This window comes from Pseudomonas fluorescens (assembly GCF_902497625.1).
Taxonomy (GTDB): Bacteria; Pseudomonadota; Gammaproteobacteria; order Pseudomonadales; family Pseudomonadaceae; genus Aquipseudomonas; species Aquipseudomonas fluorescens_BQ.
Map to the genome: position 1 here is coordinate 98,061 of NZ_CABVGX010000012.1, position 20,294 is coordinate 118,354.

Below are 20,294 nucleotides of genomic sequence, written 5' to 3' on the forward strand. Positions count from 1 at the left end.
GACTCAGGTCCGCCGGCTTGCGCGCTGACTGCGATAGGTGTCGAGCACTACGGCAATCACAATAACTGCGCCGGTGATGATGCGCTTGGTCGGCTCAGTTGCACCGATCTGCGCCAGGCCTGCCGCCAGCACGGAGATAATCAGGACGCCAAAGAACGTACTGATCACCGAGCCCCGGCCACCCATCAGGCTGGTGCCGCCAATCACAACGGCGGCAATCACCTGCAACTCCAGACCGGAACCGGCATTCGGGTCCGCCGCTTCCAGGCGCGAAATCTGGAACAGCGCGGCAATACCCGCCAGCAGCCCCATCAGACTGAACACCAGAATCTTGTAGGGCTTTGGATTGATCCCCGCCAGACGCACGGCCTCTTCGTTGGTGCCAATGCCGATCAGGTAGCGGCCGAATACAGTGCGGGTCAGCACAGCCTGGGCAATGAAAATGATCAGCAAGGCAATGATGAAGGACGGCGAAATGCCGAAAGCGATCGGGTTCGACAGCCAGGCGAATGCGTCACCGATGTAAGCGGTACGCGACCCGGTCATCTGATAAGCCACGCCACGCGCCATTTCCAGCACGCCGAGCGACACGATAAATGAAGGGATGCGCCACGCCACCGTGATCGAACCGGTGATGGTCCCGGCCAATGCCGCCGCTGCCATACCCAGCAGCGCCGCCGGCAGAACGCTCCAGCCCCAACCCAGAATCGCCACACTCACCGTCGACGCTGCGAGCGCCAGTACCGAGCCTACCGACAGGTCGATGCCGCCGATGATCAACACGAAGGTCATGCCCACCGCCAGTACCATCAAATCCGGAATCTGGTTGGCCAGGGTGCTGAACGTGTCGTAGGAAAGGAAATGGCTGCTCAATACCGAGAACAGCGCGATCATCGCCAGCAAGGCGCCCGCCAGACCCAGGTAGGTACCGAGGCCATAAAAGTTGCCACTACGTTTGCCGACAGCCGTTGCAGTTTTCATGAAAAATCCCTTGGCGCTGCTTCGTTGAGTAACGCATCTCGTTTTTGATAGCCGGCAAACGCCGCGGCAAGCAATTCATCCTGGGTCCAGCTGTCGCGCTCGAAGGTTTCGATCAGGCGCCCCGCCGACAACACGCCGATGCGGTCGCAGATCAGCATCAGTTCGCGCAGGTCGCTGGAGACCACGACCAACGCTTTACCCTGACGCGTCAGCTCCCCCAACAAGGCATAGATGTCGAATTTGGCACCGACGTCGATGCCTCGGGTAGGCTCGTCAAACAGCATCACCGAGCAATCGCGCTCCAGCCATCGTCCGATAACGACTTTCTGCTGATTGCCGCCAGACAGTTCCGACACCAATTGCGTCGGACTGGAACTGCGGATGCGCATGGCGTCAATCTGACGCTGAGCCAAAGACACTTCCTCGCTGTTATTGACGAACCCTGCGCTGGAAATCACCGGCATGTTGCCCAAGGCAATGTTGGCACTGATCGATTGGGTCAGCAGCAGGCCCTCGCCTTTTCGGTCTTCGGTGATCAGGGCAATGCCATGGGCGACCGCATCTGCCGGCGATCGAATGCTGACCACGCGCGCTGGCGAACCCAGCGCCACAGTGCCGCCGTCTGCCAAGTCGGCGCCGAAAATAAGGCGCAACAATTCTGTGCGCCCTGCGCCGATCAAACCGGAAATCCCGTAGATTTCCCCGGCGCGCACTTCGAAAGACACGTCGCGGACCTTGTCGGAGCGGCTGAGGCCGGTGACCGTCAATGCCGCTGCGCCGATATTGCGCGCGCCCATGTCGATGTGTTCGCCCAGCTCACGACCGACCATCAGCGTGACCAGTTGCTCACTGTTGTAATTGGCCATCGGTTCGACGCAGACCAGGTTGCCGTCGCGCAGCACCGCGATGCGTTGTGCCACACGTGCCAGTTCTTCCAGACGGTGCGAGATATAAATGATCGACACGCCACGCGCTTGCAGACGGGTGATCTGCTCAAAGAGCATCTCCACTTCACGGGCCGTCAGCATCGCGGTGGGCTCGTCGAGAATCAGTACATGGCAATCGCCAATCAGATTGCGGGCGATCTCGACCATCTGCTGGTGACCGATGCCCAACTCACCGACCAACGTGTCCGGATCGATCGCGTCGAGCCCGACCTGAGCCATGGCTTCAATCGCCGCCTTGCGCAATTGCTTGCGACTGATCCAGCCGCCGTTGCTGGGCAGATTGTCGAGGAACAGGTTCTCGGCCACCGACAGGGTCGGCAGCAGATTGAGTTCCTGCATGACCATCCGGATGCCAAGGCTTTCAGCCTGGGAGCGACTGCCGGGGCGATAATCCTGTCCTTGAAATTGCATCTGGCCAGTGGTCGGCGCGACGAGCCCGCCGATGATTTTTGACAGGGTACTTTTACCGGCACCGTTTTCACCGGTCAGCGCCAGGACTTCGCCGCGCATCAGCGTCAATTCAATACCGTTGAGGACGGGTTGAGCATAGGTCTTGCCGATGCCGCTGACCGAGAGGACAGCGTTCGGAGCGGGAGCAGACATAAAGAAATCTCCAGGCGCCCGCCCGGACGGACGAGCGCCGTTGTTCGCCAGAGGGACTACTTGGTAACCAGCTCGACCGGAGTTTCAATCACGCCATTGGCGCCGCTGTCGACTTTTTCGCCTTTGATGATTTTAAGCGCAGTTTCAATGCCGAATACCGCTTGTTTCGCGGCGAACTGATCGGCCGTGGCCAGGACGCGACCGTCTTTCAACATCGGCTTGATTGCATTGATGTTGTCGTAGCCGACCACTTGCACCTTGCCGGCCTTGCCCGCCGCGCGCACGGCAGAAACCGCACCGACCGCCATGCTGTCGTTACCGGCAAGCAGGGCTTTGATGTTCGGGTATTCGCTCAGCATGGAAGAGGCAACCTGATTGCCCTTGTTGATCTCCCAGTCTCCCGATTGCAGCGACACGACCTTGATCTGGGCCGCTTCCATCGCATCCTTGAAGCCTGCGGTACGGGCCTGCGCGTTGGTCGTGGTGGAAACGCCCTCGATGATGCCAACTTCGTCACCGGCCTTGAGCTGTTTGGCCAGGTACTCGCCTACCAGACGCGCGCCTTTACGGTTGTCCGGGCCTACGAACGGAACGCTGATATTTTTGCTTTTGACCACCGCTGGATCCAGCTGGTTATCAATGTTGATCACGGTGATGCCGGCATCCACAGCCTTTTTGATCACCGGCACCATCGCCTTCGAGTCGGCGGGTGCGATGACCAGGGCGTTGACTTTGGAAACGATCATCTGTTCGACGATGCGGATCTGGTTGGCGGTGTCCGTTTCGTCCTTGATGCCGTTGGAGATCAGGTCGAACTCGCCGGAATGCTCTTTCTGGTAGGCTTTGGCGCCATCTTCCATGGTCAGGAAGAATTCATTGGCCAGTGATTTCATGACCAGTGCGACTTTCGGTTTTTCAGCAGTTTCGGCGAATGCCGAGGAGAAAGGCATGGCAGCGGATGCGGCAGCCAGCACAGCGACAGCGAGAAGACGTCCAGCGAATGGCAGCTTCATGAGTACACTCCGATCTTATGATTATTCTTGGCAACGCATTGCGATGACGTCACCGTAGCGGTCGATACTACCGCCCTCAAGGTTGCCGCGCAAACGTTTGCGTTGATCGAACTATGCGAACTTTGTTAGTAAGTGTCAACGGCGGTGTGCTACCTGCCTAGCATCTGCCTGCTATGCCGTAGTACTGACTAGCCCTCCCGAGCCACCGCCCTTGGCCAGTTCCTTGATCAGGCTCGCCGTGACTTGTGCCAATGCTCCATTCGTTTCGGCAATTTGCCCCTGAATCGACATGACCACCGTTGCCTTGGCTTCCTCGGTCGGATAAGCAGCGGCCTGCGCGGCGGCCAGCTGCTGCTGTTGTTCGCGCAACTGTTGCTGCAGTTCCTGCATGCGCTTGAGCAGCACTTTCACAGCAATGCTTTGCGTACTTGCGCTCTCTTGCTTGGCTTCTGCAGGTGCTCCACCACCGGTACGAACCTGGTTCGAATCAGCGTCTTTTTCATCGCTCAGGTCCAGTGCCGAAGCTTGATCGGCGGATTCGCTCGGCGCGTTGAGGGTGGCCGTGGACTTGCCACCAATAGTGATCGCACCTGCATTAGGAAAACCTACGGAAAACGACATGTCAGCTCCTGAGAAAAATCCTTTGAAGTAGCATCGACCGTTCTACGAGTTTCTTTAGCGTCCAATTGCTCGGCTGGCGACAGTGTGGAGCATGCGGGGATACCTGCCGGGAATCCGAACGCCAATACAATATGTAGTCGGAATGCCGGACGCCGGGAACGCCTCCATCCCCCTTACACATTTGTATTAGTGTTACAAATCATGGATTTAGCTGATTTTTTTGGTACTGAGTGTGACTGGTACAGATCCTGCTCTCTGTCTTTGGCCTCCTGCTTCAAACCCACTGGAGGCGTATCTGGAAAACCTGCTCCAGCATCCTCTAACAATGAAAGAGATAAAAATAATGACAGCTGCTTTCAAATCCTTCGTTCCGGGCGCCTTGGCCCTGCTCCTGCTCTTACCCTCTGCCCTCCAGGCAAAAGAAGTTGAAACACGGCAAAAGCTTGCAAACGTGGTGATTCTTGCCACCGGTGGCACCATTGCCGGTGCGGGAGCCAGTGCTGCCAACAGTGCCACCTACCAGGCCGCGAAGGTCGGCATCGAACAATTGATCGCTGGCGTCCCGGAACTGAGCCAAGTGGCCAACGTGCGCGGTGAGCAAGTCATGCAAATCGCTTCGGAGAGCATTACCAACGATAACTTGCTGCAACTGGGTCGCCGCGTGGCTGAACTGGCAGACAGCGCTGACGTGGATGGCATCGTCATCACCCACGGCACAGACACGCTGGAAGAGACTGCGTACTTTCTGAACCTGGTGGAGAAAACCGCCAAGCCAATTATCGTCGTCCGCTCAATGCGTCCGGGCACCGCAATGTCTGCGGACGGGATGCTGAACCTGTACAACGCAGTGGCCGTGGCCAGCAGCAAGGAGGCACGCGGCAAGGGTGTTCTGGTGACCATGAATGATGAAATCCAGTCGGGTCGCGATGTCAGCAAAATGGTCAATATCAAGACCGAGGCATTCAAAAGTGCCTGGGGTCCGCTGGGAATGGTCGTCGAGGGCAAGTCCTACTGGTTCCGGTTGCCGGCCAAGCGCCACACCCTGGATTCCGAATTCGACATCAGGCAGATCAAGGCGCTGCCTGATGTAGAAATTGCCTACTCCTACGGCAACGTCAGCGACACGGCCTACAAAGCGCTCGCTCAATCTGGCGCCAAAGCCATCATCCACGCCGGTACCGGTAATGGCTCAGTGTCCTCGCGCGTAGTGCCAACCCTGCAAGCCTTGCGCAAAGACGGCGTACAAATCATTCGCTCTTCTCACGTCAACGCTGGCGGCTTCGTGCTGCGTAACGCCGAACAGCCGGATGACAAATACGATTGGGTCGTAGCTCACGATCTGAATCCGCAAAAAGCCCGGATTCTGGCCATGGTCGCACTGACCAAGACCAATGACAGCAAAGAGCTGCAGCGGATGTTTTGGGAATACTGATCGAATGTCGCCCGACTGATTTCGGTCGGGCATTGCTGGAGCCCCTCGCCGGTCCTGGCGTGGGGCTCGTTTTACTCCGACAAATTTAATTCCCCCGTCCTACACAAAAGGGCAAAAATCGCTGTCAGAGGATTTTCTTTAATTTTAAGCAGTTGCGAAAATTCCTACAGTTAAATACTGTATGCACGTACAGCTTAATAAGGATAATCCTGTGGCCAACGCTTGCGACTCACCCGATGCCTTTGAACTGATGGGCATTCGCGTTCAGAAAATCATCAATTCTCCAACCGCTCAGAAAGCCAAGGCTGCACTGATCTTCCGTCTTCCTGACGAGCCGGCGGCTGACTGGGAGCGCCTGCTCGAAGAAATTGATGAGAACGACAACGTCACCCTCGCCTACCGCGACGATGGCGGTGTGCAGATTTTCTGGGTTGTGCCGAAGGAAGATTGAGTCAATGAGTGTCCGTTGTTTTGTTTTGCTGTTGCTGTTTTTCACCACCGGCGCCCAGGCGGATGCCCCCCGCACCTTCAACGAAGCCAAGAAAGTCGCCTGGAAGCTCTATGCGCCGCAATCCACCGAGTTTTATTGTGGATGCAAGTACACCGGCAACAGGGTGAACCTGTCGGCCTGCGGCTACGTCCCGCGAAAAAACGCTAAACGCGCTGCCCGAATTGAATGGGAACATATCGTCCCCGCCTGGCAGATCGGACATCAGCGCCAGTGCTGGCAACAGGGCGGACGCAAGAACTGCACACGTCATGACCCGATCTATCAGAAGGCCGAGGCCGATCTGCATAACCTGGTGCCAAGCATTGGAGAAGTGAATGGCGACCGCAGCAATTTCAGCTTTGGCTGGCTACCGGAGCAGTCGGGCCAGTATGGCTCTTGCCTGACTCAGGTGGATTTCAAGGCAAAGAAGGTGATGCCGCGCCCTTCGATTCGCGGCATGATCGCCCGGACGTATTTCTACATGAGCAAGCAATATGACTTGCGCTTGTCGAAGCAGGATCGGCAATTGTACGAAGCCTGGAGTAAGACTTATCCCGTTCAGGCGTGGGAACGTCAGCGTAACCAAACCGTGGCGTGTGTGATGGGGCGCGCCAATGAATTTGTCGGCCCGGTTGACCTGAAGGCGTGCGGTTGACGGTTGGTAAAAATCAGAGGGCCTCGGGTTTTACTACCCGAGGCCTTTTTCATGCTTGATCGCGCCGAGCCATGAAAGCTTACTTAACCAGCGGATGCTCGATAACCAGCACTTCGATGTTCTGCTTCTTCGCCTTCTTGAGTGCCGCGAGCACCTCTGCCTGTTTAGCCTCGGCTTCAGCTTTCGATTTATACGGCCCCATCAGAATTCGCGTTCTGCCCTCCTCCCTGATCACGCTTGATACATAGCTGTGTTCGATCAGCCAGCCGCTAAGGTCGCTGACCGCCTGGGTTATCTCGCCGCGCACTTCGAGGTGCCATTGCGGTGCAGCGGCCGATGCAGACGTCGCCTCCGCTGTCGGCCGGGGCTTAGGTGCATCGGTATCCCTGCCTTCGCCACATGCCGCCAGTGCCAGTACTGCGATTACCAAGGCCAATTTGCGCACAACGCTTCCCTCTGAAGACTGAAAAACGGGATTTTAACATTCATGAATACTTCCCGAGGGCCGCAAAATGGGCTCAAAACAACGAGAATGATGAGTGCGGCCTCTGTATAGTTACGCCTTGGGAATTAATGCAGCATCTGCGCGTCAGAAAGAGGCACCCAAACCGTGAGACTTCGCACTAATCTATACATACCACCGACCTCTGCACTGTTCGAATCAGGTGCCCTACAAAGCAATCAAGGAGAAGACCATGCTGATACTCACCCGCAAAGTCGGTGAAAGCATAAACATTGGCGATGACATTACGATCACCATTCTGGGCGTAAGCGGCCAGCAAGTCAGAATCGGCATCAATGCCCCAAAGGACGTAGCTGTCCACCGCGAAGAAATTTACCAGCGCATTCAGGCTGGTCTGACCGCGCCGGACAAACCGCAGTCCTGAATTCTGCTGCAGTCAGTAGCCAGCCCGTTCACCCCCTGAACAACGGCTGGCTAAGATTCGAGTATCACTCAACTCTCCCGCCGAACGTTCCCCAATGCTGCCTGCGCACTGCGTGGCCTGGCTGTCAGACGCTTCGCATTGCTCCACAGAAAATCGCGACTGCAGCCGACTATCCAAACGTCACCCCTCTGGCCATACCCGTCGCCGCCACGATCATCAATATCACCAGCAGCGCCTGAACGTGGCAGATCCGCGCGAACACCTTCGCGCGTGCGGTATCGACTGGCTCACCTCGCCCTAACGCGATCCGCCATTTGATCAGCGTCACCATCGGTGCGATTTCCAGCAGGACGATGAGGATGAACAGCGTCATCTTCAGATGAAACAGTGGTTGATGAAGGTAGTAGTCAGTGCCCTTTTCGTACCCGGCAAAGGCACGCATCCCACCTGTGACCAGTAGCAACAGCGCTGAAATCCCCCACAGATTATCCGCGCCCAACACGCTGCGAGCTTCACCGAACCCAGTGGATAGACGCTGAAACGCTGTCCCACGCGTGAGCACTGCCCAAAAGCCGAGTGTTAGCGCCAGGAGGTGGATTGCGGCGAGGGACCAGTGAGCAAGCATCGAGAGACTCCCATCAGATCATCTTTGGGTGCGCCTCAAAGTAGTAGCCCATGAATGCAGTGTCCGCTCGCCCGCTCAAGTAATCACGGCAGTAAAAAAAATGAATTAGCCCATTGTCTTTCCGGTCAAGAATTATGAACGCGTAATCTGACGAGGTGACAGCAATGACAATCGAAGCAGAGACACTCGTACAACTGACCGAAGCGCTACAACAGCGCGGCTTGACCCTGGTGTCGGACGTGATCTTCACCCGCGCACCGTACCGACACGATCATCGCTGGGTGTGCACTCTGGCGGACTGATTGATCTGCCGACGGCAGCGCTGAATGGCCTGCTGTCGGCGCCCCCCTCAGTCGTTCGCAAGTGCCGAAGATAAAGAACCCACGAGTGGTGTGACCGAACACAAGTACCTTTACAACCGCATACCCGGTCGCCCCGATGGCATCGCAACCCTGGCACGGCCGTATAAGCTGGATAATGCGCTGACATCTGCATTCATGTTGCTTTGTGTGAACACAGTCATCGGAGGGCGTTCTGCACGATTTCAAGACAACAAAAAAAGGCCCACCTTTCGGTGAGCATTTCTAGACCGCCCAGCAGAGCGGATTTTGTTTGGTAGGCGCGATTGGACTCGAACCAACGACCCCCACCATGTCAAGGTGGTGCTCTAACCAACTGAGCTACGTGCCTGCTGTGAGGCGGCATTCTACGGAATTCCGAAGGGGTGTCAACACCTTTTTTTGAGCTAACCCTATGAATATGCAAAATATTTAATTCGGCCATTGCAACGAAGATTTTCCGCCCGCTGGCGGTCGATTTTTAACTCGGGTACGATCGGCAGACTCGTAAAATATATTAAACAGAGGCTGCCGGATGGCGAACGTTTCCTACCCAGAGTCCTATTACGCGGCATCGGCCAACGCGGTGCCGCCGCGTCCGGTGTTGCAGAGCGACATCGAGACGGATGTCTGTGTGATCGGCGCCGGTTACACCGGACTGTCTTCTGCCCTGTTTCTGCTGGAGAACGGTTTCAAAGTGACCGTACTGGAAGCCGCGAAAGTAGGCTTCGGGGCTTCGGGCCGCAATGGCGGTCAGATCGTTAACAGTTACAGCCGCGATATCGATGTGATTGAGCGCACGGTCGGGCCCCGGCAGGCTCAGCTGCTGGGCGAGATGGCGTTCGAAGGTGGCCGCATCATTCGCGAGCGCGTCGCCAAATATAATATCCAGTGCGACTTGAAAGACGGTGGCGTGTTCGCCGCGATCACCGAAAAACAGATGGGCCATCTGGAATCCCAAAAACGTTTGTGGGAACGCTTCGGTCATACGCAGCTGGAACTGCTGGATCAACAGCGCATCCGGGAAGTGGTGAGCTGCGAAAACTACGTTGGCGGCCTGCTCGACATGAGTGGCGGTCACATCCACCCGCTAAACCTGGCACTGGGCGAGGCGGCTGCAGTGGAGTCGCTGGGTGGCACTATTTATGAGCAGTCGCCGGCGGTGCGGATCGAGCGCGGCGCGAACCCGGTGGTGCACACACCGCAGGGCAAGGTCAGGGCCAGGTTCATCATCGTTGCCGGCAACGCCTACCTCGGCAATCTGGTCCCGGAACTGGCGGCTAAGTCGATGCCTTGCGGCACCCAGGTGATTACCACCGAGCCGCTGGGCGATGCCTTGGCAAACAGCCTGCTGCCGCAGGATTACTGCGTTGAAGACTGCAATTATCTGCTCGACTATTACCGCCTGACCGGCGACAAGCGTCTGGTGTTTGGCGGCGGTGTCGTCTACGGCGCGCGGGACCCGGCGAATATTGAAGCAATCATCCGTCCGAAAATGCTCAAGGCGTTCCCACAGCTTAAAGATGTAAAGATTGATTACGCCTGGACCGGCAATTTCCTGCTGACCTTGTCGCGTCTGCCCCAGGTAGGGCGCCTGGGCGACAACATTTATTATTCCCAAGGCTGCAGCGGTCACGGCGTGACGTACACGCACCTGGCCGGCAAAGTGCTGGCGGAAGCGTTGCGCGGGCAGGCTGAGCGCTTTGATGCGTTTGCGGATTTGCCGCATTACCCGTTTCCGGGCGGGCAGATTTTGCGCACGCCGTTTGCGGCGTTGGGCGCCTGGTATTACGGGTTGCGGGACAGGCTGGGATTTTGATATCTGGATGGAAACAGGGCCGCGTGATGCGGCCCTTTTTTATGGCAATCGGGGGAGCCTTGAGGGAGCAACGCTTGCTTGCGAAGGCGGTGTGTCAATCCACCACGATGCTGAATGACGTGACGCTTTCGCGGGCAAGCCACGCTCCCACAGGCCCTGTGTCGACTCCCAAATAGGTGGGCGGCTTCGACAGGAATCAATGCAGGGCGTCAGAGCCGATCCCGGGAGATACCCCTGCGGATCCTAAGGATATCAGCCAGCACCGCCAGCGCGATTTCCGCCGGAGTTTTGCTGCCAAGGTTGAGCCCGATCGGCGCATGAATCCGCGCCAGTTGCGGCTCGTCCAAACCGCCAATCCGCCGCAGCCGCTCGAAGCGTTTCCGTGAGGTCTGCATTGAGCCCATCACGCCGATATAAAAAGCGTCGGTGCGCACCGCCTCCATCATCGCCAGGTCATCAATGCGCGGATCATGAGTCAGCGCCACCACCGCCGTATCGCTGTGGCAACCACCGTCGGCGATAAACACCGAAGGCAACTGCCGACGAATCTCGACATTTTCCAGCACCACGCCATCGAGCACTTCTTCGCGCGGATCACACAGAATCACCTCGAAGCCCAAGCCGACCGCGAATTCCGCACACGCCTGAGCGACGCTGGAATACCCGGCCAACAGCAACCGTTGCGCAGCGCCAATGCGCACCCGAACCCGGTCAATCTCTCGCTCGATACGCGCGCCCTGCGCGCGATCCGTGAACAGGCGACGCGCACCATTGGCCAGATCAATCTCGCGGATCAATCGACGCTGGCCGAGTAACGCCGCCTCCAGCTCGCGCAAATGCGCCTGCACCTCGCACGCAGGCTCGAGCTTCTCGACCAACACATCGAGCACGCCGCCACAAGGCAGGCTGACCCGCGAACGCGGTTCGTCGCCCTCGCCGTAACGCACCACACTGACTGGGTCGAGAAACGCGCCTTCGGCGACGCGCTCGAGAAAATCCTCCTCGACGCAGCCGCCGGACAGCGAGCCGAGCCATTGGCCGTGAGTGTTCACCACTAGCAACGACCCCGGCGCGCGCGGCGCCGAGCCGTAGGTGGCGAGTACCGTGCACAGCCAGATGCGCTGACCGGCCGCCGACCATTGCAACGCCCGGCGGATCACCTGCAGATCGAGATGCTGCATGTCAGTGCGCCTTGTGCTCGGCCGATGGTGCGTCCGCCCGCAGTTTCTGCACGTCGCTCACTGCCATTTCAGCCGATTGACCACCCCAGCCCTGACGCAGGTAATTGAGCAGGTCGGTGAGTTGCTCGTGGCTGAGTTTGTCGGCGAAACCCGGCATCGGCTGCATGCGTTCGAACCCGACAAATTGCTGCTCGCCGATGCCGTCCTCGATCACCCGCAGCAGGTTGCGCGGATCTTCCAGGCGCAGCGTGGTGTTGCCGCGCATGGCCACCGCAATGTGCGGCTTGCCCTCGCCCTCCACGGCGTGGCATCCGGCGCAGACGTTCAGGTAATCCTGACGACCGCGTTTGGCGCTGGCACCCAATTGTTCGAACGGCACGTCGGCGACGACTTTCGCGGCGGGCGGTTGATCGCCGAGCAGGAACGTCGCCATCGCCGCAAGATCCGGATCGCTGAGGCGCTGGGTGCTGTTGTGGAACACCGGGAACATCTCGTTGAACATTGTCCCCTGCGCGCTCATGCCGTGTTTGAGGAACGAGCTCAGGTCCTGATGATTCCAGCCGCGAGCGGCCAGATCCGTCGCCAGCAGGCTCGGGGCCAGGTAGCCATTGAGCACTCCGCCCGTCATGCGTTTGTCCAGTTGCATCGCACCCGGCAAGCCGCGTGGCGTGTGGCACTCGCCGCAGTGGCCGAGCACATCGACCATGTACTGACCGCGTTTGAAGGCTTCACTTTTGCCCTCGGTGGGCGCCAGCTTCAAGTCCTTGCCGTAGAGCATGTTCCAGCCGGTCAGGCCCATCCGCACGTTGAACGGGAAACTCAGGCTGGTCACCGGTGCCGGCCGCTCGATCGGCTCGAACGTTTTCAGGTACGCGTGAATCGCGTCCGAATCCGCTCGGGGCATCAGGTGATACGAGGTGTAAGGCATCGCCGGATACAGGTTCGCGCCATCACGACGCTTGCCTTCGGTAAGTGCGGCGAAAAATTCGTCATCACTGTAAAGGCCGATGCCATGCTTCTTGCTCGGCGTGATGTTGGTGCCGTAGATCGTGCCGAACGGTGAAACGATCGGCAGACCGCCCGCATACGGCGCGCCACCCGGAGCCGTGTGGCAGGCCACGCAATCGGCAGCGCGCGCGAGGTATTCGCCGCGCGCAACCTGATCTTCTGCGTGCGCCAACAACACCGGCGCAGCCAGACCGACCGCCAGCGCCAGACGGGAAAGTAGATGCTTCATGCTTAACCCTCCTTGACCAGGCCGAGATCAGTCAGCACGTTGCGCGTCGCGCTGTAGTAACGGACGTAGCCGGTGCAGCGGCAGATGTGATGACCGAGGCTGTCTTCAATCACTTTTTCCAACTGGCTTTTGACGATCGGCTGACGCTGCAGCTTCTCCACCAGCACCGTTGCGGCATTCACGAAACCGGGCGCGCAATAGCTGCACTGAAACGCGAATTCATCGACAAAACGCTGCTGGATCGGGTTCAGCGCGGTGACCTGACCCTGCTCATCGCGGGTCGCGTGGCCTTCGATGGTGCGCACTTTCTTGCCCTCGAAATAGTGCGCGCCGGTGATGCAGGTGCGCACTTCTTCGCTGGTGCCGTCCGGGTTGTCGACGATCACCACGCAGGCATGGCAGATGCCCTGACCACAGCCAAGACGCGAGCCGGTGAGATTTTTGTACTCGTGCAAATAGTCGATCATCGGCAGGTCATCAGGGATGTCCACCGGGCCGACGGATTGACCGTTGAGGGTCAGTTGAAGCGGACGGTTAGCCATTGAGGGCCTCCTTGATGCGGGCAGAAGTGAGAGGCAGGTCGCGAACCCGTTTACCGATCGCGTGCGCCACGGCGTTACCGATCGCGCCGACCACCGGGATCATCACCACTTCGGCAATGCCCTTGGACGGGTCGCTCGGCGACAGCGGCGGGAGGATTTCCGCGGTCTGTTTCCACACCGCGACGTGCCGCGCCATCGGCAGGCGATAGCGGTTGAAGTTCCAGTCACCCTCCCCCGGCCCGCCCTCGTAAAGCGGCATGTCTTCCATCAGCGCATGGCCAATGCCCATGGCGATCCCGCCTTCGAGTTGACCTCTGACCAACTCTTCAACCAGAACCCGCCCGCACTCGACCCACGAGTGATGGTTGAGCACCTCGACTTCGGCTGAACCTTTGTTCACTTTCACTTCCACCAGCGTCGCGACCGGGCTGTAGTAAGTCACGGCCGCGTTGTTCAGCTGGGTGTCCGGGTAATGCGCATTTTGACGCTCGAGCAGATGGAAACCGGCGCTGTTCATCTGCGCTTTTTTCACGCTCGGGGCACCGTCGCCGTACTTCACCGCCAAACCATCGAGCGGCAAACGCTCGCGCACGCCGTCGATGCTGAACTCGGACTCGGCCCAGCTCCAGCGGTTGAAGCCGTGCACGGTCGCGCCGGTCACCAGGCCTTTTTCGTGGGCGTGTTTGGCCAGCTCGGCAAAGGTCAGCGGTTGCATGCCGTTGGCGGTGAGGTTGCCGTCGACCCAATGCGCGTCTTCGCGGCGAACCACGTAGGGGTTGGCCTGGCCGCCATAAGGGCCTTGTCGCCAGATCTGCAACGCCGCCGGCCAGAGGCCGTGGTTGAACAGCACGCGGGCCGCTTCACGGGTGGCGTGGCTAAAGTAATAAGCAGAGTTGGTCGCCGACGATGCCGACGCAATCTTGCCGACCCAGCGCGGATTGCGCAGCCAGTTGTCCTGCTCGGCCTGGCTCATGGTGTACGGGTTGCCGCCAGTGATGAGCTGCAACTCGTGCCATTCGGTCTCGCCGGTCTTCACCTCATGCGCCGGGCTGCCGAGGAAATCCGCGACCACCATGGCTTGCGACGTGGACATGCCAGTGCCGATTTCGATACCAATGTGACGCAGGTGAATGCGCCCTTCGGCGCTGAATTCGATACTTGCCATCGGCGCTTCCGAACCGGTGCCGAAGTCTTTCTGGCAGATCGCAAAACCGACGCCGTACCAGTTATCCGGATCTTTCGCCTCGCGCTGTTTTTTTATCGCGGCGCGATTTTTCCAGACCTCGTGAACCGCAGCCTTGTCGAGAATTTCATGCAAACGCAAAGCACCGGCCGGCACCGCACCCTGGGTGTTTTTCATGCCCGAGCGCAGCGCGTTTTTCCTGCGCAGGTCGATCGCATCGACACCGAGGCGATCGGCAATTTCGTCGACCATCATTTCGGTCGACGCCATGCTTTGCAGGGTACCGTAGCCACGCATCGACCCTGCTTCAACGGCGCGGGAATGGTAGGCGGTGACCTGCAGATCGTTCTGCGGCATGTAGTAGATCGACTGCGCCGCGGTCGCGCCAACCGCCGCCACCGATGGGCTGTAGTTGATGCGCCCGCCACCGTCGACACTCATCTCGGCGCGGAAAATCTTGAAGCTGTGATCGGTCTTGTCGACCGCCAGTTGATAGCGGATGTCGAACGGATGACGCTTGATCCCGCTCTGGAATTGTTCGTAGCGATCATTGGCCAGTCGCACCGGCACGCCGGCGCCATACAACGCGGCAAGCGCAGCGTAGTAGACGAAAATGTTGTGGTCCTTGGAACCGTAGCCGACCGTGTAACCGGGGTGCATGTTGAGGTTGGCCAGGCCGAAACGCGACGGTGCGATCATCTTCGCGGTGTCGGCGGCGGTCTCCAGCGGGCACTGGGTGGCGACGACAAAATGCAGGGTTTTGGTCGCCGGATCGTACCAGCCGTTGCCATTGTCCGGCTCCATCGCGGCCGGTTCGATCGACGGGGTTTTGTAGCGCTCGTCGAACACCAGCCAGTTGTCCGGCGGCGTGTCGAGCTGCTGTTTCATCCTGTCGGCGTAAAACAGCCCGCGCTCGGTCAGGTTGCCGTGCAGGTTCGGTTGCGAATCCCACACCGGACGACGGTTGCGCAGCATCGGGAAAAGGATCGAATCCTTGAGGCTGGCGAATTCGTCTTCATCAGCCGAGGTCGCGCCGCCAACGCGCACGTAGCGGAAACTGCCGTAGGGATCGCCTTCGTAAAAAGGCACTTTTTCGCCGTAACGGATGGCTTTGTCATTGAATTTGAGTTTGGCCTTGGCCTGACGGAAACGCTCGAAATCGTTCCAGATCAGGATTGCCACTGGGTGACCGATGAACATCGGCACCTTGCCTTCCGGCAGCAGCGGATCGGGCGCGTGCTCCTCCGGGAAAACGATGCCGTCCTTGTCCAGGTCGGCCGCGGTGACAATGCGGTCGGGCTGCAATGCTGCGCCGAGCCACGACAAATCGTAGCCCGCGTAAATACGGTCGGCCTTGATGGTTTTCAGCAACATTGCATGGCCTTGCTGCTGCGGCCAGCCCGGCATGTCCTTGGCGCGGATGTCGCGGGCAAACACTTTGCTGCCGCAGACTTTCGACAAAGCATCGTTACGCGCACGCGCCTTGCCGTTATTACCGAGCCACTGCTCGGACGGCACGGTCACGCTGTTTTCCATCAAGGCAGCCAGCGCCTGACTGCTGAGCGGCGTGAGCGTCACACTCACCCCCGCCACCAGCCCGCCCTGAAGGAACGAGCGCCGGGAGATATCACGGTTGGACATGGATCATCCTCTGGGCGGTTATAGGTCCGCCCTTGTGGTTGTGTTCTGGGAATCTCGAGTCGTGCAGAAGCCCTTTTTGACGATGCAAAGGGCTGATTTGACAGTGCAAAGCTGACCGAAAGGTTAACTTTATAGATTTCTGTGAAATTAGAAAACAACTGGTTACATATATCTGACCGATAGATCAGAAAACTGCAGCTTTGTGACGTAACAAATCAATGAACAAGCCGAGCTCGCGGCTGATGTGTTCACCCTTGCGCAGGAGCAATCCAAATGGCGCCAACTGCACATCCAGCGCCACTGGCAATGCGACCACCAGACCCATTTTCAAGTAGTCGCGCAACGCGGTTTCCGAGAGCACCATGATTGCGTCGGTCAGCTGGATCAATTGCTGCATCGAGTAGACCGAATTGCACTCGATGATATCGGCCGGCGTCGGCAACGCCTGACGTTGCAAGGCCTGATCCAGACCAATGCGCGCCGGACTGCTTTCCGGTTGCAGAATCCACGGCCAGCCGCTGACCAGTTCCGCCAAATCGATTTTTTTGCGTTTCACCAGCGGATGGCCGGCGTGCACCACCACCAACAGCCGCTCGTTGCCCAACTGCTCGAACTGGTAATGCTCACTGTCGGTGGCAGCGTTGCGCCGGGCGATGGCGAGGTCGATGCGGCCCTGTTCCAGTAGCTGGATAACCTGGTCACTGGTGTCGCCCATGATGCGAATGCGCAGTTGCGGGTTGAGCGATTTGATTTCGGCAATCGAGTCCATCACCAGGTCCGGCGCGGCGCCCATGATCGTGCCGATGGAGAGGTAACCGTAGCCGCCCTGCTGGCGTGCGATCAGGTCCTCGGCGCAGCGGTCGAGCCCGCTGATCGCCGATTCGGCGAACCGGATCAACTCGCTGCCCAAGGCTGTCGGGCGCATTCCGCGCGGCAGGCGTTCGAACAGGTTGCAGCCGAACATGTCCTCGATTTCGTGCAGCATCCGCGTGGCGGCCGGTTGCGACATGTTCAGGCTTTGCGAGGCGCGGTGCAGATTCTGACTGCTGCTGAGCGCGACAAGCATGTGCAGATGCTTGTAGCGCAGGCGGTTGAGCAGGCTGCGGGAAATGGCAGGAGTGGTCATGGCGAACTCTTTTTATCGATACCTTCAAGGTATCAGTTGTTAGCTAGATTCGATTTGTAACGCATCGATTAGCGGCCGTACAGTCTTCCTCATAAGAACAAATGCCCTACCGAAGGAACACTGCGATGAATACTCTGCCCGCGCCTCTGCTCGCCAAGATTTCCTGGCGGCTTCTGCCCTTCCTGCTGTTGATGTACATCATGGCCTTTCTCGACCGCGCCAACGTCGGGTTCGCCAAACAAGCCTTTCAAGCCGACACCGGCATCAGCGACGCCGCCTTCGCCTTCGGCGCCGGGGTGTTCTTCGTCGGTTATGCGCTGCTTGAAGTCCCCAGCAATCTGATCCTGCACCGTGTTGGCGCCCGCTTGTGGATGTGCCGCATCATGGTCACCTGGGGCCTGGTTTCCGCCGCCATGGTGTTTGCTCACAACGAAACCACCTTTTACGTACTGCGCTTTCTGCTGGGCGTGGCCGAAGCCGGATTCTTCCCTGGCGTCATCCTGTACCTCACCTATTGGTTCCCGAATGCCGTGCGCGGCAAGGCCATGGGCTTCTTCTACTTCGGCGCGCCGCTGGCGTTCATTTTCGGCAGTCCGCTGTCGGGACTGTTGCTGGAAATGGATGGCTTCGCCGGTTTCCATGGCTGGCAGTGGCTGTTTGCAGTCGAAGGCTTGATGGCCACCGCCGTGGGCATCTGGGCCTATTGGTACCTGGACAATCGCCCGGCCGACGCCAAGTGGCTGAGCGCTGACGAACGTCAACAAATCCAGACCCTGCTCGATCAGGAAGACAGCCACAAACAGAATCACGGCCGCAGCCTGCTCAACGTGCTGTGCCAACCGTCGGTGCTGTACTTGTGCCTGATTTATCTGCTGATTCAGGCCAGCGTCTACGGCGTGGTGTTTTACCTGCCGACCCAGGTCGGTGGCTTGCTTGGCACCAAAGTCGGTTTGATGGTCGGACTGGTCACCGCGATCCCATGGATCTGCGCGATCGTCGCGGCGTATTTCATCCCCGGCTACAGCGACCGCACCGGTGAACGTCGGCGCACCGCATGCCTGACCTTGCTGATGTCGGCCGCCGGAATTGCCTGCTCGGTGACGTTCAGCAGCCCGTTCCTCGGCATCATTGCGCTGTGCTTCGCGGCCTCCGGCTTCATCGCCGTGCAACCGGTGTTCTGGACCTTCCCGTCCAGCTACCTCGCCGGCAGCGCTGCCGCCGCCGGCATCGCCCTGATCAACTCGTTCGGCGCCCTCGGCGGCTTCATCGCCCCGGTGCTGAAGAACTGGGCGGAAGGTGCCTTCCACTCACCGGCCGCCGGTCCGTACCTGCTGGCCTCCACCACTGTCATCGCCGCGTTGCTGGTGCTGGGCGTCCGCCCGCCCGGGCACAAAGCCTCGAACAAACCGGCCACCGTTTAACCTGAGGAGTCACACCATGGGCATTCCAACCATCAAACACGTGCGCGCATTCACCCTGCGTGGTGGCGGAGCGGATTATCACGATCAGGCGGACGGCCACTGGATCGACGATCACATTGCCACGCCAATGAGCAAATACCCCGAGTACCGCCAGAGCCGTCGCACGTTCGGCATTAATGTGCTCGGTACGCTGGTGGTCGAGATCGAGGCCAGCGATGGCACGGTCGGGTTTGCCGTGACCACCGGGGGCGAACCTGCCGCTTACATCGTCGAGAATCACCTGGCGCGGTTCCTTGAAGGCGCGCGGGTGACTGACATCGAAAAAATCTGGGACCAGATGTACCAGTCGACCCTGTATTACGGGCGCAAAGGCATCGTCATCAACACCATTTCCGGGGTCGACCTGGCGCTCTGGGATTTGCTCGGCAAGATCCGTCAGGAACCGGTGCATCAATTGCTCGGCGGTGCGGTACGCGATGAACTGCAGTTCTACGCCACCGGCGCCCGCCCGGACCTGGCGCAGAAGATGGGCTTCATCGGCGGCAAGATGCCCTTGCACCACGGCCCGGCCGAAGGTGAGGAAGGCCTGCGCAAAAACCTTGAAGAGCTGGCGACCATGCGCGAGCGGGTCGGCCCGGATTTCTGGCTGATGCTCGATTGCTGGATGAGCCTGGACCTCAACTACGCCACCAAACTGGCGGTCGGTGCCCATGAATATGGCTTGAAGTGGATCGAGGAGGCGCTGCCGCCGGACGATTACTGGGGCTACGCCGCGCTGCGCAACAATGTACCCAAAGGCATGCTGGTGACCACCGGCGAACACGAAGCGACCCGCTGGGGTTTTCGCATGCTGCTGGAGATGGGTTGCTGCGACATCATTCAGCCGGATGTCGGCTGGTGTGGCGGCATCACCGAACTGGTGAAGATTTCCGCCCTGGCCGATGCGCACAACGCGCTGGTCATTCCCCACGGCTCTTCGGTGTACAGCTATCACTTTGTCGCGACGCGGCATAACAGCCCGTTTGCCGAGTTCCTGATGATGGCGCCGAAGGCTGATCAAGTGGTGCCGATGTTCCACCCGCAATTGCTCGGCGAGCCGGTACCCGTCAACGGTCGCATGCGCCTGTCCGCCCTCGACCAGCCCGGTTTTGGCGTGACGCTCAATCCGGAATGCCAACTGCATCGGCCTTACAACCGCTGAGAAAGGATTTGCCATGAACATGCCGCATAACGCATTCAAAGCGGCGCTGACCAGCAGCGCCACGCAATATGGTATCTGGGCCGGTTTCGCGACGGGCTACGCTGCCGAAATCGTCGCCACCACCGGTTATGACTGGATGCTGATCGATGGCGAACATGCGCCGAACACGGTGCCGGGAGTGCTCGCGCAATTGCAGGCGGTGGCGCCCTACGCTACGGCGCCGGTGGTGCGCGCGGTGAATGGCGACGCCAACCTGATCAAGCAACTGCTGGATATCGGTGCGCAGACATTGATGATTCCCATGGTCGAAACCGCCGAGCAGGCCGCCGCACTGGTCCGCGCCATGCGCTA

Annotated in this window: 20 protein-coding genes and 1 tRNA gene; 9 read left to right on the plus strand and 12 right to left on the minus strand. The window is 59.1% G+C overall.

Annotated elements, in window-relative coordinates:
- Positions 1-3 precede the first annotated feature (3 nt).
- From F8N12_RS10140 to F8N12_RS10155, 4 genes are all read right to left on the minus strand, one after another.
- The gene (locus tag F8N12_RS10140) at positions 4-981 is read right to left on the minus strand and encodes an ABC transporter permease (RefSeq protein ID WP_150580295.1); all 978 of its coding nucleotides are present in this window, start codon (positions 979-981) and stop codon (positions 4-6) included.
- Complete coding sequence (locus F8N12_RS10145) at positions 978-2,531, minus strand: sugar ABC transporter ATP-binding protein (protein WP_150580296.1); 1,554 nt, start codon at positions 2,529-2,531, stop codon at positions 978-980. The genes F8N12_RS10140 and F8N12_RS10145 overlap by 4 nt, the downstream gene beginning before the upstream one ends.
- Positions 2,532-2,587: 56 nt before the next feature.
- A complete protein-coding gene (locus F8N12_RS10150) occupies positions 2,588-3,544 on the minus strand; it encodes a sugar ABC transporter substrate-binding protein (RefSeq protein WP_150580297.1) in 957 nt (318 codons plus the stop codon).
- 171 nt (positions 3,545-3,715) lie between these two features.
- Complete coding sequence (locus F8N12_RS10155) at positions 3,716-4,165, minus strand: hypothetical protein (protein WP_150580298.1); 450 nt, start codon at positions 4,163-4,165, stop codon at positions 3,716-3,718.
- A gap of 343 nt (positions 4,166-4,508) precedes the next feature.
- Between F8N12_RS10155 and F8N12_RS10160 the strand changes: the two genes are divergently transcribed.
- The 3 genes from F8N12_RS10160 to F8N12_RS10170 all read left to right on the plus strand — a co-directional run bounded on the left by F8N12_RS10160 (position 4,509) and on the right by F8N12_RS10170 (position 6,742).
- Complete coding sequence (locus F8N12_RS10160) at positions 4,509-5,597, plus strand: asparaginase (protein ID WP_150580299.1); 1,089 nt, start codon at positions 4,509-4,511, stop codon at positions 5,595-5,597.
- A gap of 181 nt (positions 5,598-5,778) precedes the next feature.
- On the plus strand, positions 5,779-6,048 hold the full coding sequence (locus F8N12_RS10165) for a DUF1654 domain-containing protein (protein WP_191623145.1): 270 nt from the start codon (positions 5,779-5,781) through the stop codon (positions 6,046-6,048).
- Positions 6,049-6,052: 4 nt separating this feature from the next.
- A complete protein-coding gene (locus F8N12_RS10170) occupies positions 6,053-6,742 on the plus strand; it encodes an endonuclease (RefSeq protein ID WP_150580301.1) in 690 nt (229 codons plus the stop codon).
- A 79-nt stretch (positions 6,743-6,821) separates the two neighbouring features.
- Here the strand turns inward: F8N12_RS10170 and F8N12_RS10175 are convergent, their stop codons facing one another.
- Positions 6,822-7,187 carry an SPOR domain-containing protein gene (locus tag F8N12_RS10175; protein WP_150580302.1) on the minus strand — a complete coding sequence of 122 codons (366 nt, stop codon included), beginning with the start codon at positions 7,185-7,187 and terminating at the stop codon, positions 6,822-6,824.
- Between the two features lie 250 nt (positions 7,188-7,437).
- Here F8N12_RS10175 and csrA point away from each other — a divergent pair, with 250 nt between their 5' ends.
- Positions 7,438-7,629: a carbon storage regulator CsrA gene (gene csrA / locus F8N12_RS10180; RefSeq protein ID WP_008028241.1), complete on the plus strand. Its 192-nt coding sequence runs from the start codon at positions 7,438-7,440 to the stop codon at positions 7,627-7,629.
- Positions 7,630-7,798: 169 nt separating this feature from the next.
- On the opposite strand, the gene F8N12_RS10185 is transcribed toward csrA, so the two are convergent.
- Complete coding sequence (locus F8N12_RS10185) at positions 7,799-8,254, minus strand: DUF2214 family protein (protein WP_150580303.1); 456 nt, start codon at positions 8,252-8,254, stop codon at positions 7,799-7,801.
- Between the two features lie 164 nt (positions 8,255-8,418).
- On the opposite strand from F8N12_RS10185, the gene F8N12_RS27600 reads away from it, so the two are divergent.
- Complete coding sequence (locus F8N12_RS27600; protein WP_191623146.1) at positions 8,419-8,556, plus strand: hypothetical protein; 138 nt, start codon at positions 8,419-8,421, stop codon at positions 8,554-8,556.
- 311 nt (positions 8,557-8,867) lie between these two features.
- Here F8N12_RS27600 and F8N12_RS10190 read toward each other — a convergent pair.
- Positions 8,868-8,944, minus strand: a tRNA-Val gene (locus F8N12_RS10190).
- Between the two features lie 183 nt (positions 8,945-9,127).
- Between F8N12_RS10190 and F8N12_RS10195 the strand changes: the two genes are divergently transcribed.
- The gene (locus tag F8N12_RS10195; protein ID WP_150580304.1) at positions 9,128-10,411 is read left to right on the plus strand and encodes an NAD(P)/FAD-dependent oxidoreductase; all 1,284 of its coding nucleotides are present in this window, start codon (positions 9,128-9,130) and stop codon (positions 10,409-10,411) included.
- 209 nt (positions 10,412-10,620) lie between these two features.
- Here F8N12_RS10195 and F8N12_RS10200 read toward each other — a convergent pair whose 3' ends face one another.
- The 5 genes from F8N12_RS10200 to F8N12_RS10220 form a co-directional block, all read right to left on the minus strand.
- Positions 10,621-11,592, minus strand: coding sequence for an XdhC family protein (locus F8N12_RS10200; protein ID WP_150580305.1), 972 nt, complete (start codon positions 11,590-11,592; stop codon positions 10,621-10,623).
- A gap of 1 nt (position 11,593) precedes the next feature.
- The gene (locus tag F8N12_RS10205) at positions 11,594-12,829 is read right to left on the minus strand and encodes a c-type cytochrome (RefSeq protein ID WP_150580306.1); all 1,236 of its coding nucleotides are present in this window, start codon (positions 12,827-12,829) and stop codon (positions 11,594-11,596) included.
- A 2-nt stretch (positions 12,830-12,831) separates the two neighbouring features.
- Entirely contained in the window at positions 12,832-13,371 is a 540-nt protein-coding gene (locus F8N12_RS10210; RefSeq protein ID WP_150580307.1) for a (2Fe-2S)-binding protein, read from the minus strand.
- Positions 13,364-16,195: a xanthine dehydrogenase family protein molybdopterin-binding subunit gene (locus F8N12_RS10215; RefSeq protein ID WP_150580308.1), complete on the minus strand. Its 2,832-nt coding sequence runs from the start codon at positions 16,193-16,195 to the stop codon at positions 13,364-13,366. The genes F8N12_RS10210 and F8N12_RS10215 overlap by 8 nt, the downstream gene beginning before the upstream one ends.
- 184 nt (positions 16,196-16,379) lie before the next feature.
- Complete coding sequence (locus tag F8N12_RS10220; RefSeq protein ID WP_150580309.1) at positions 16,380-17,321, minus strand: LysR family transcriptional regulator; 942 nt, start codon at positions 17,319-17,321, stop codon at positions 16,380-16,382.
- Between the two features lie 125 nt (positions 17,322-17,446).
- Here F8N12_RS10220 and F8N12_RS10225 point away from each other — a divergent pair, with 125 nt between their 5' ends.
- From F8N12_RS10225 to F8N12_RS10235, 3 genes are all read left to right on the plus strand, one after another.
- On the plus strand, positions 17,447-18,742 hold the full coding sequence (locus tag F8N12_RS10225; protein ID WP_150580310.1) for an MFS transporter: 1,296 nt from the start codon (positions 17,447-17,449) through the stop codon (positions 18,740-18,742).
- Between the two features lie 16 nt (positions 18,743-18,758).
- On the plus strand, positions 18,759-19,943 hold the full coding sequence (gene rhmD, locus F8N12_RS10230; RefSeq protein ID WP_150580311.1) for an L-rhamnonate dehydratase: 1,185 nt from the start codon (positions 18,759-18,761) through the stop codon (positions 19,941-19,943).
- Positions 19,944-19,956: 13 nt separating this feature from the next.
- Positions 19,957-20,294 (plus strand): aldolase/citrate lyase family protein (locus tag F8N12_RS10235; RefSeq protein ID WP_263596517.1); only part of this gene is annotated, 338 nt, incomplete at its 3' end.

Excerpts from the sequence above, each read along its gene's own strand:
- F8N12_RS10195 (WP_150580304.1), top strand. The coding sequence starts at position 9,128 with ATGGCGAACGTTTCCTACCCAGAGTCCTATTACGCGGCATCGGCCAAC.
- F8N12_RS10205 (WP_150580306.1), bottom strand. The coding sequence starts at position 12,829 with ATGAAGCATCTACTTTCCCGTCTGGCGCTGGCGGTCGGTCTGGCTGCG.
- F8N12_RS10170 (WP_150580301.1), top strand. The coding sequence starts at position 6,053 with ATGAGTGTCCGTTGTTTTGTTTTGCTGTTGCTGTTTTTCACCACCGGC.
- F8N12_RS10165 (WP_191623145.1), top strand. The coding sequence starts at position 5,779 with ATGCACGTACAGCTTAATAAGGATAATCCTGTGGCCAACGCTTGCGAC.
- F8N12_RS10200 (WP_150580305.1), bottom strand. The coding sequence starts at position 11,592 with ATGCAGCATCTCGATCTGCAGGTGATCCGCCGGGCGTTGCAATGGTCG.
- F8N12_RS10140 (WP_150580295.1), bottom strand. The coding sequence starts at position 981 with ATGAAAACTGCAACGGCTGTCGGCAAACGTAGTGGCAACTTTTATGGC.
- F8N12_RS10155 (WP_150580298.1), bottom strand. The coding sequence starts at position 4,165 with ATGTCGTTTTCCGTAGGTTTTCCTAATGCAGGTGCGATCACTATTGGT.
- F8N12_RS10145 (WP_150580296.1), bottom strand. The coding sequence starts at position 2,531 with ATGTCTGCTCCCGCTCCGAACGCTGTCCTCTCGGTCAGCGGCATCGGC.
- F8N12_RS10185 (WP_150580303.1), bottom strand. The coding sequence starts at position 8,254 with ATGCTTGCTCACTGGTCCCTCGCCGCAATCCACCTCCTGGCGCTAACA.
- F8N12_RS10225 (WP_150580310.1), top strand. The coding sequence starts at position 17,447 with ATGAATACTCTGCCCGCGCCTCTGCTCGCCAAGATTTCCTGGCGGCTT.
- F8N12_RS10150 (WP_150580297.1), bottom strand. The coding sequence starts at position 3,544 with ATGAAGCTGCCATTCGCTGGACGTCTTCTCGCTGTCGCTGTGCTGGCT.
- F8N12_RS10215 (WP_150580308.1), bottom strand. The coding sequence starts at position 16,195 with ATGTCCAACCGTGATATCTCCCGGCGCTCGTTCCTTCAGGGCGGGCTG.
- F8N12_RS10220 (WP_150580309.1), bottom strand. The coding sequence starts at position 17,321 with ATGACCACTCCTGCCATTTCCCGCAGCCTGCTCAACCGCCTGCGCTAC.
- F8N12_RS10160 (WP_150580299.1), top strand. The coding sequence starts at position 4,509 with ATGACAGCTGCTTTCAAATCCTTCGTTCCGGGCGCCTTGGCCCTGCTC.
- F8N12_RS27600 (WP_191623146.1), top strand. The coding sequence starts at position 8,419 with ATGACAATCGAAGCAGAGACACTCGTACAACTGACCGAAGCGCTACAA.
- F8N12_RS10210 (WP_150580307.1), bottom strand. The coding sequence starts at position 13,371 with ATGGCTAACCGTCCGCTTCAACTGACCCTCAACGGTCAATCCGTCGGC.
- rhmD (WP_150580311.1), top strand. The coding sequence starts at position 18,759 with ATGGGCATTCCAACCATCAAACACGTGCGCGCATTCACCCTGCGTGGT.
- csrA (WP_008028241.1), top strand. The coding sequence starts at position 7,438 with ATGCTGATACTCACCCGCAAAGTCGGTGAAAGCATAAACATTGGCGAT.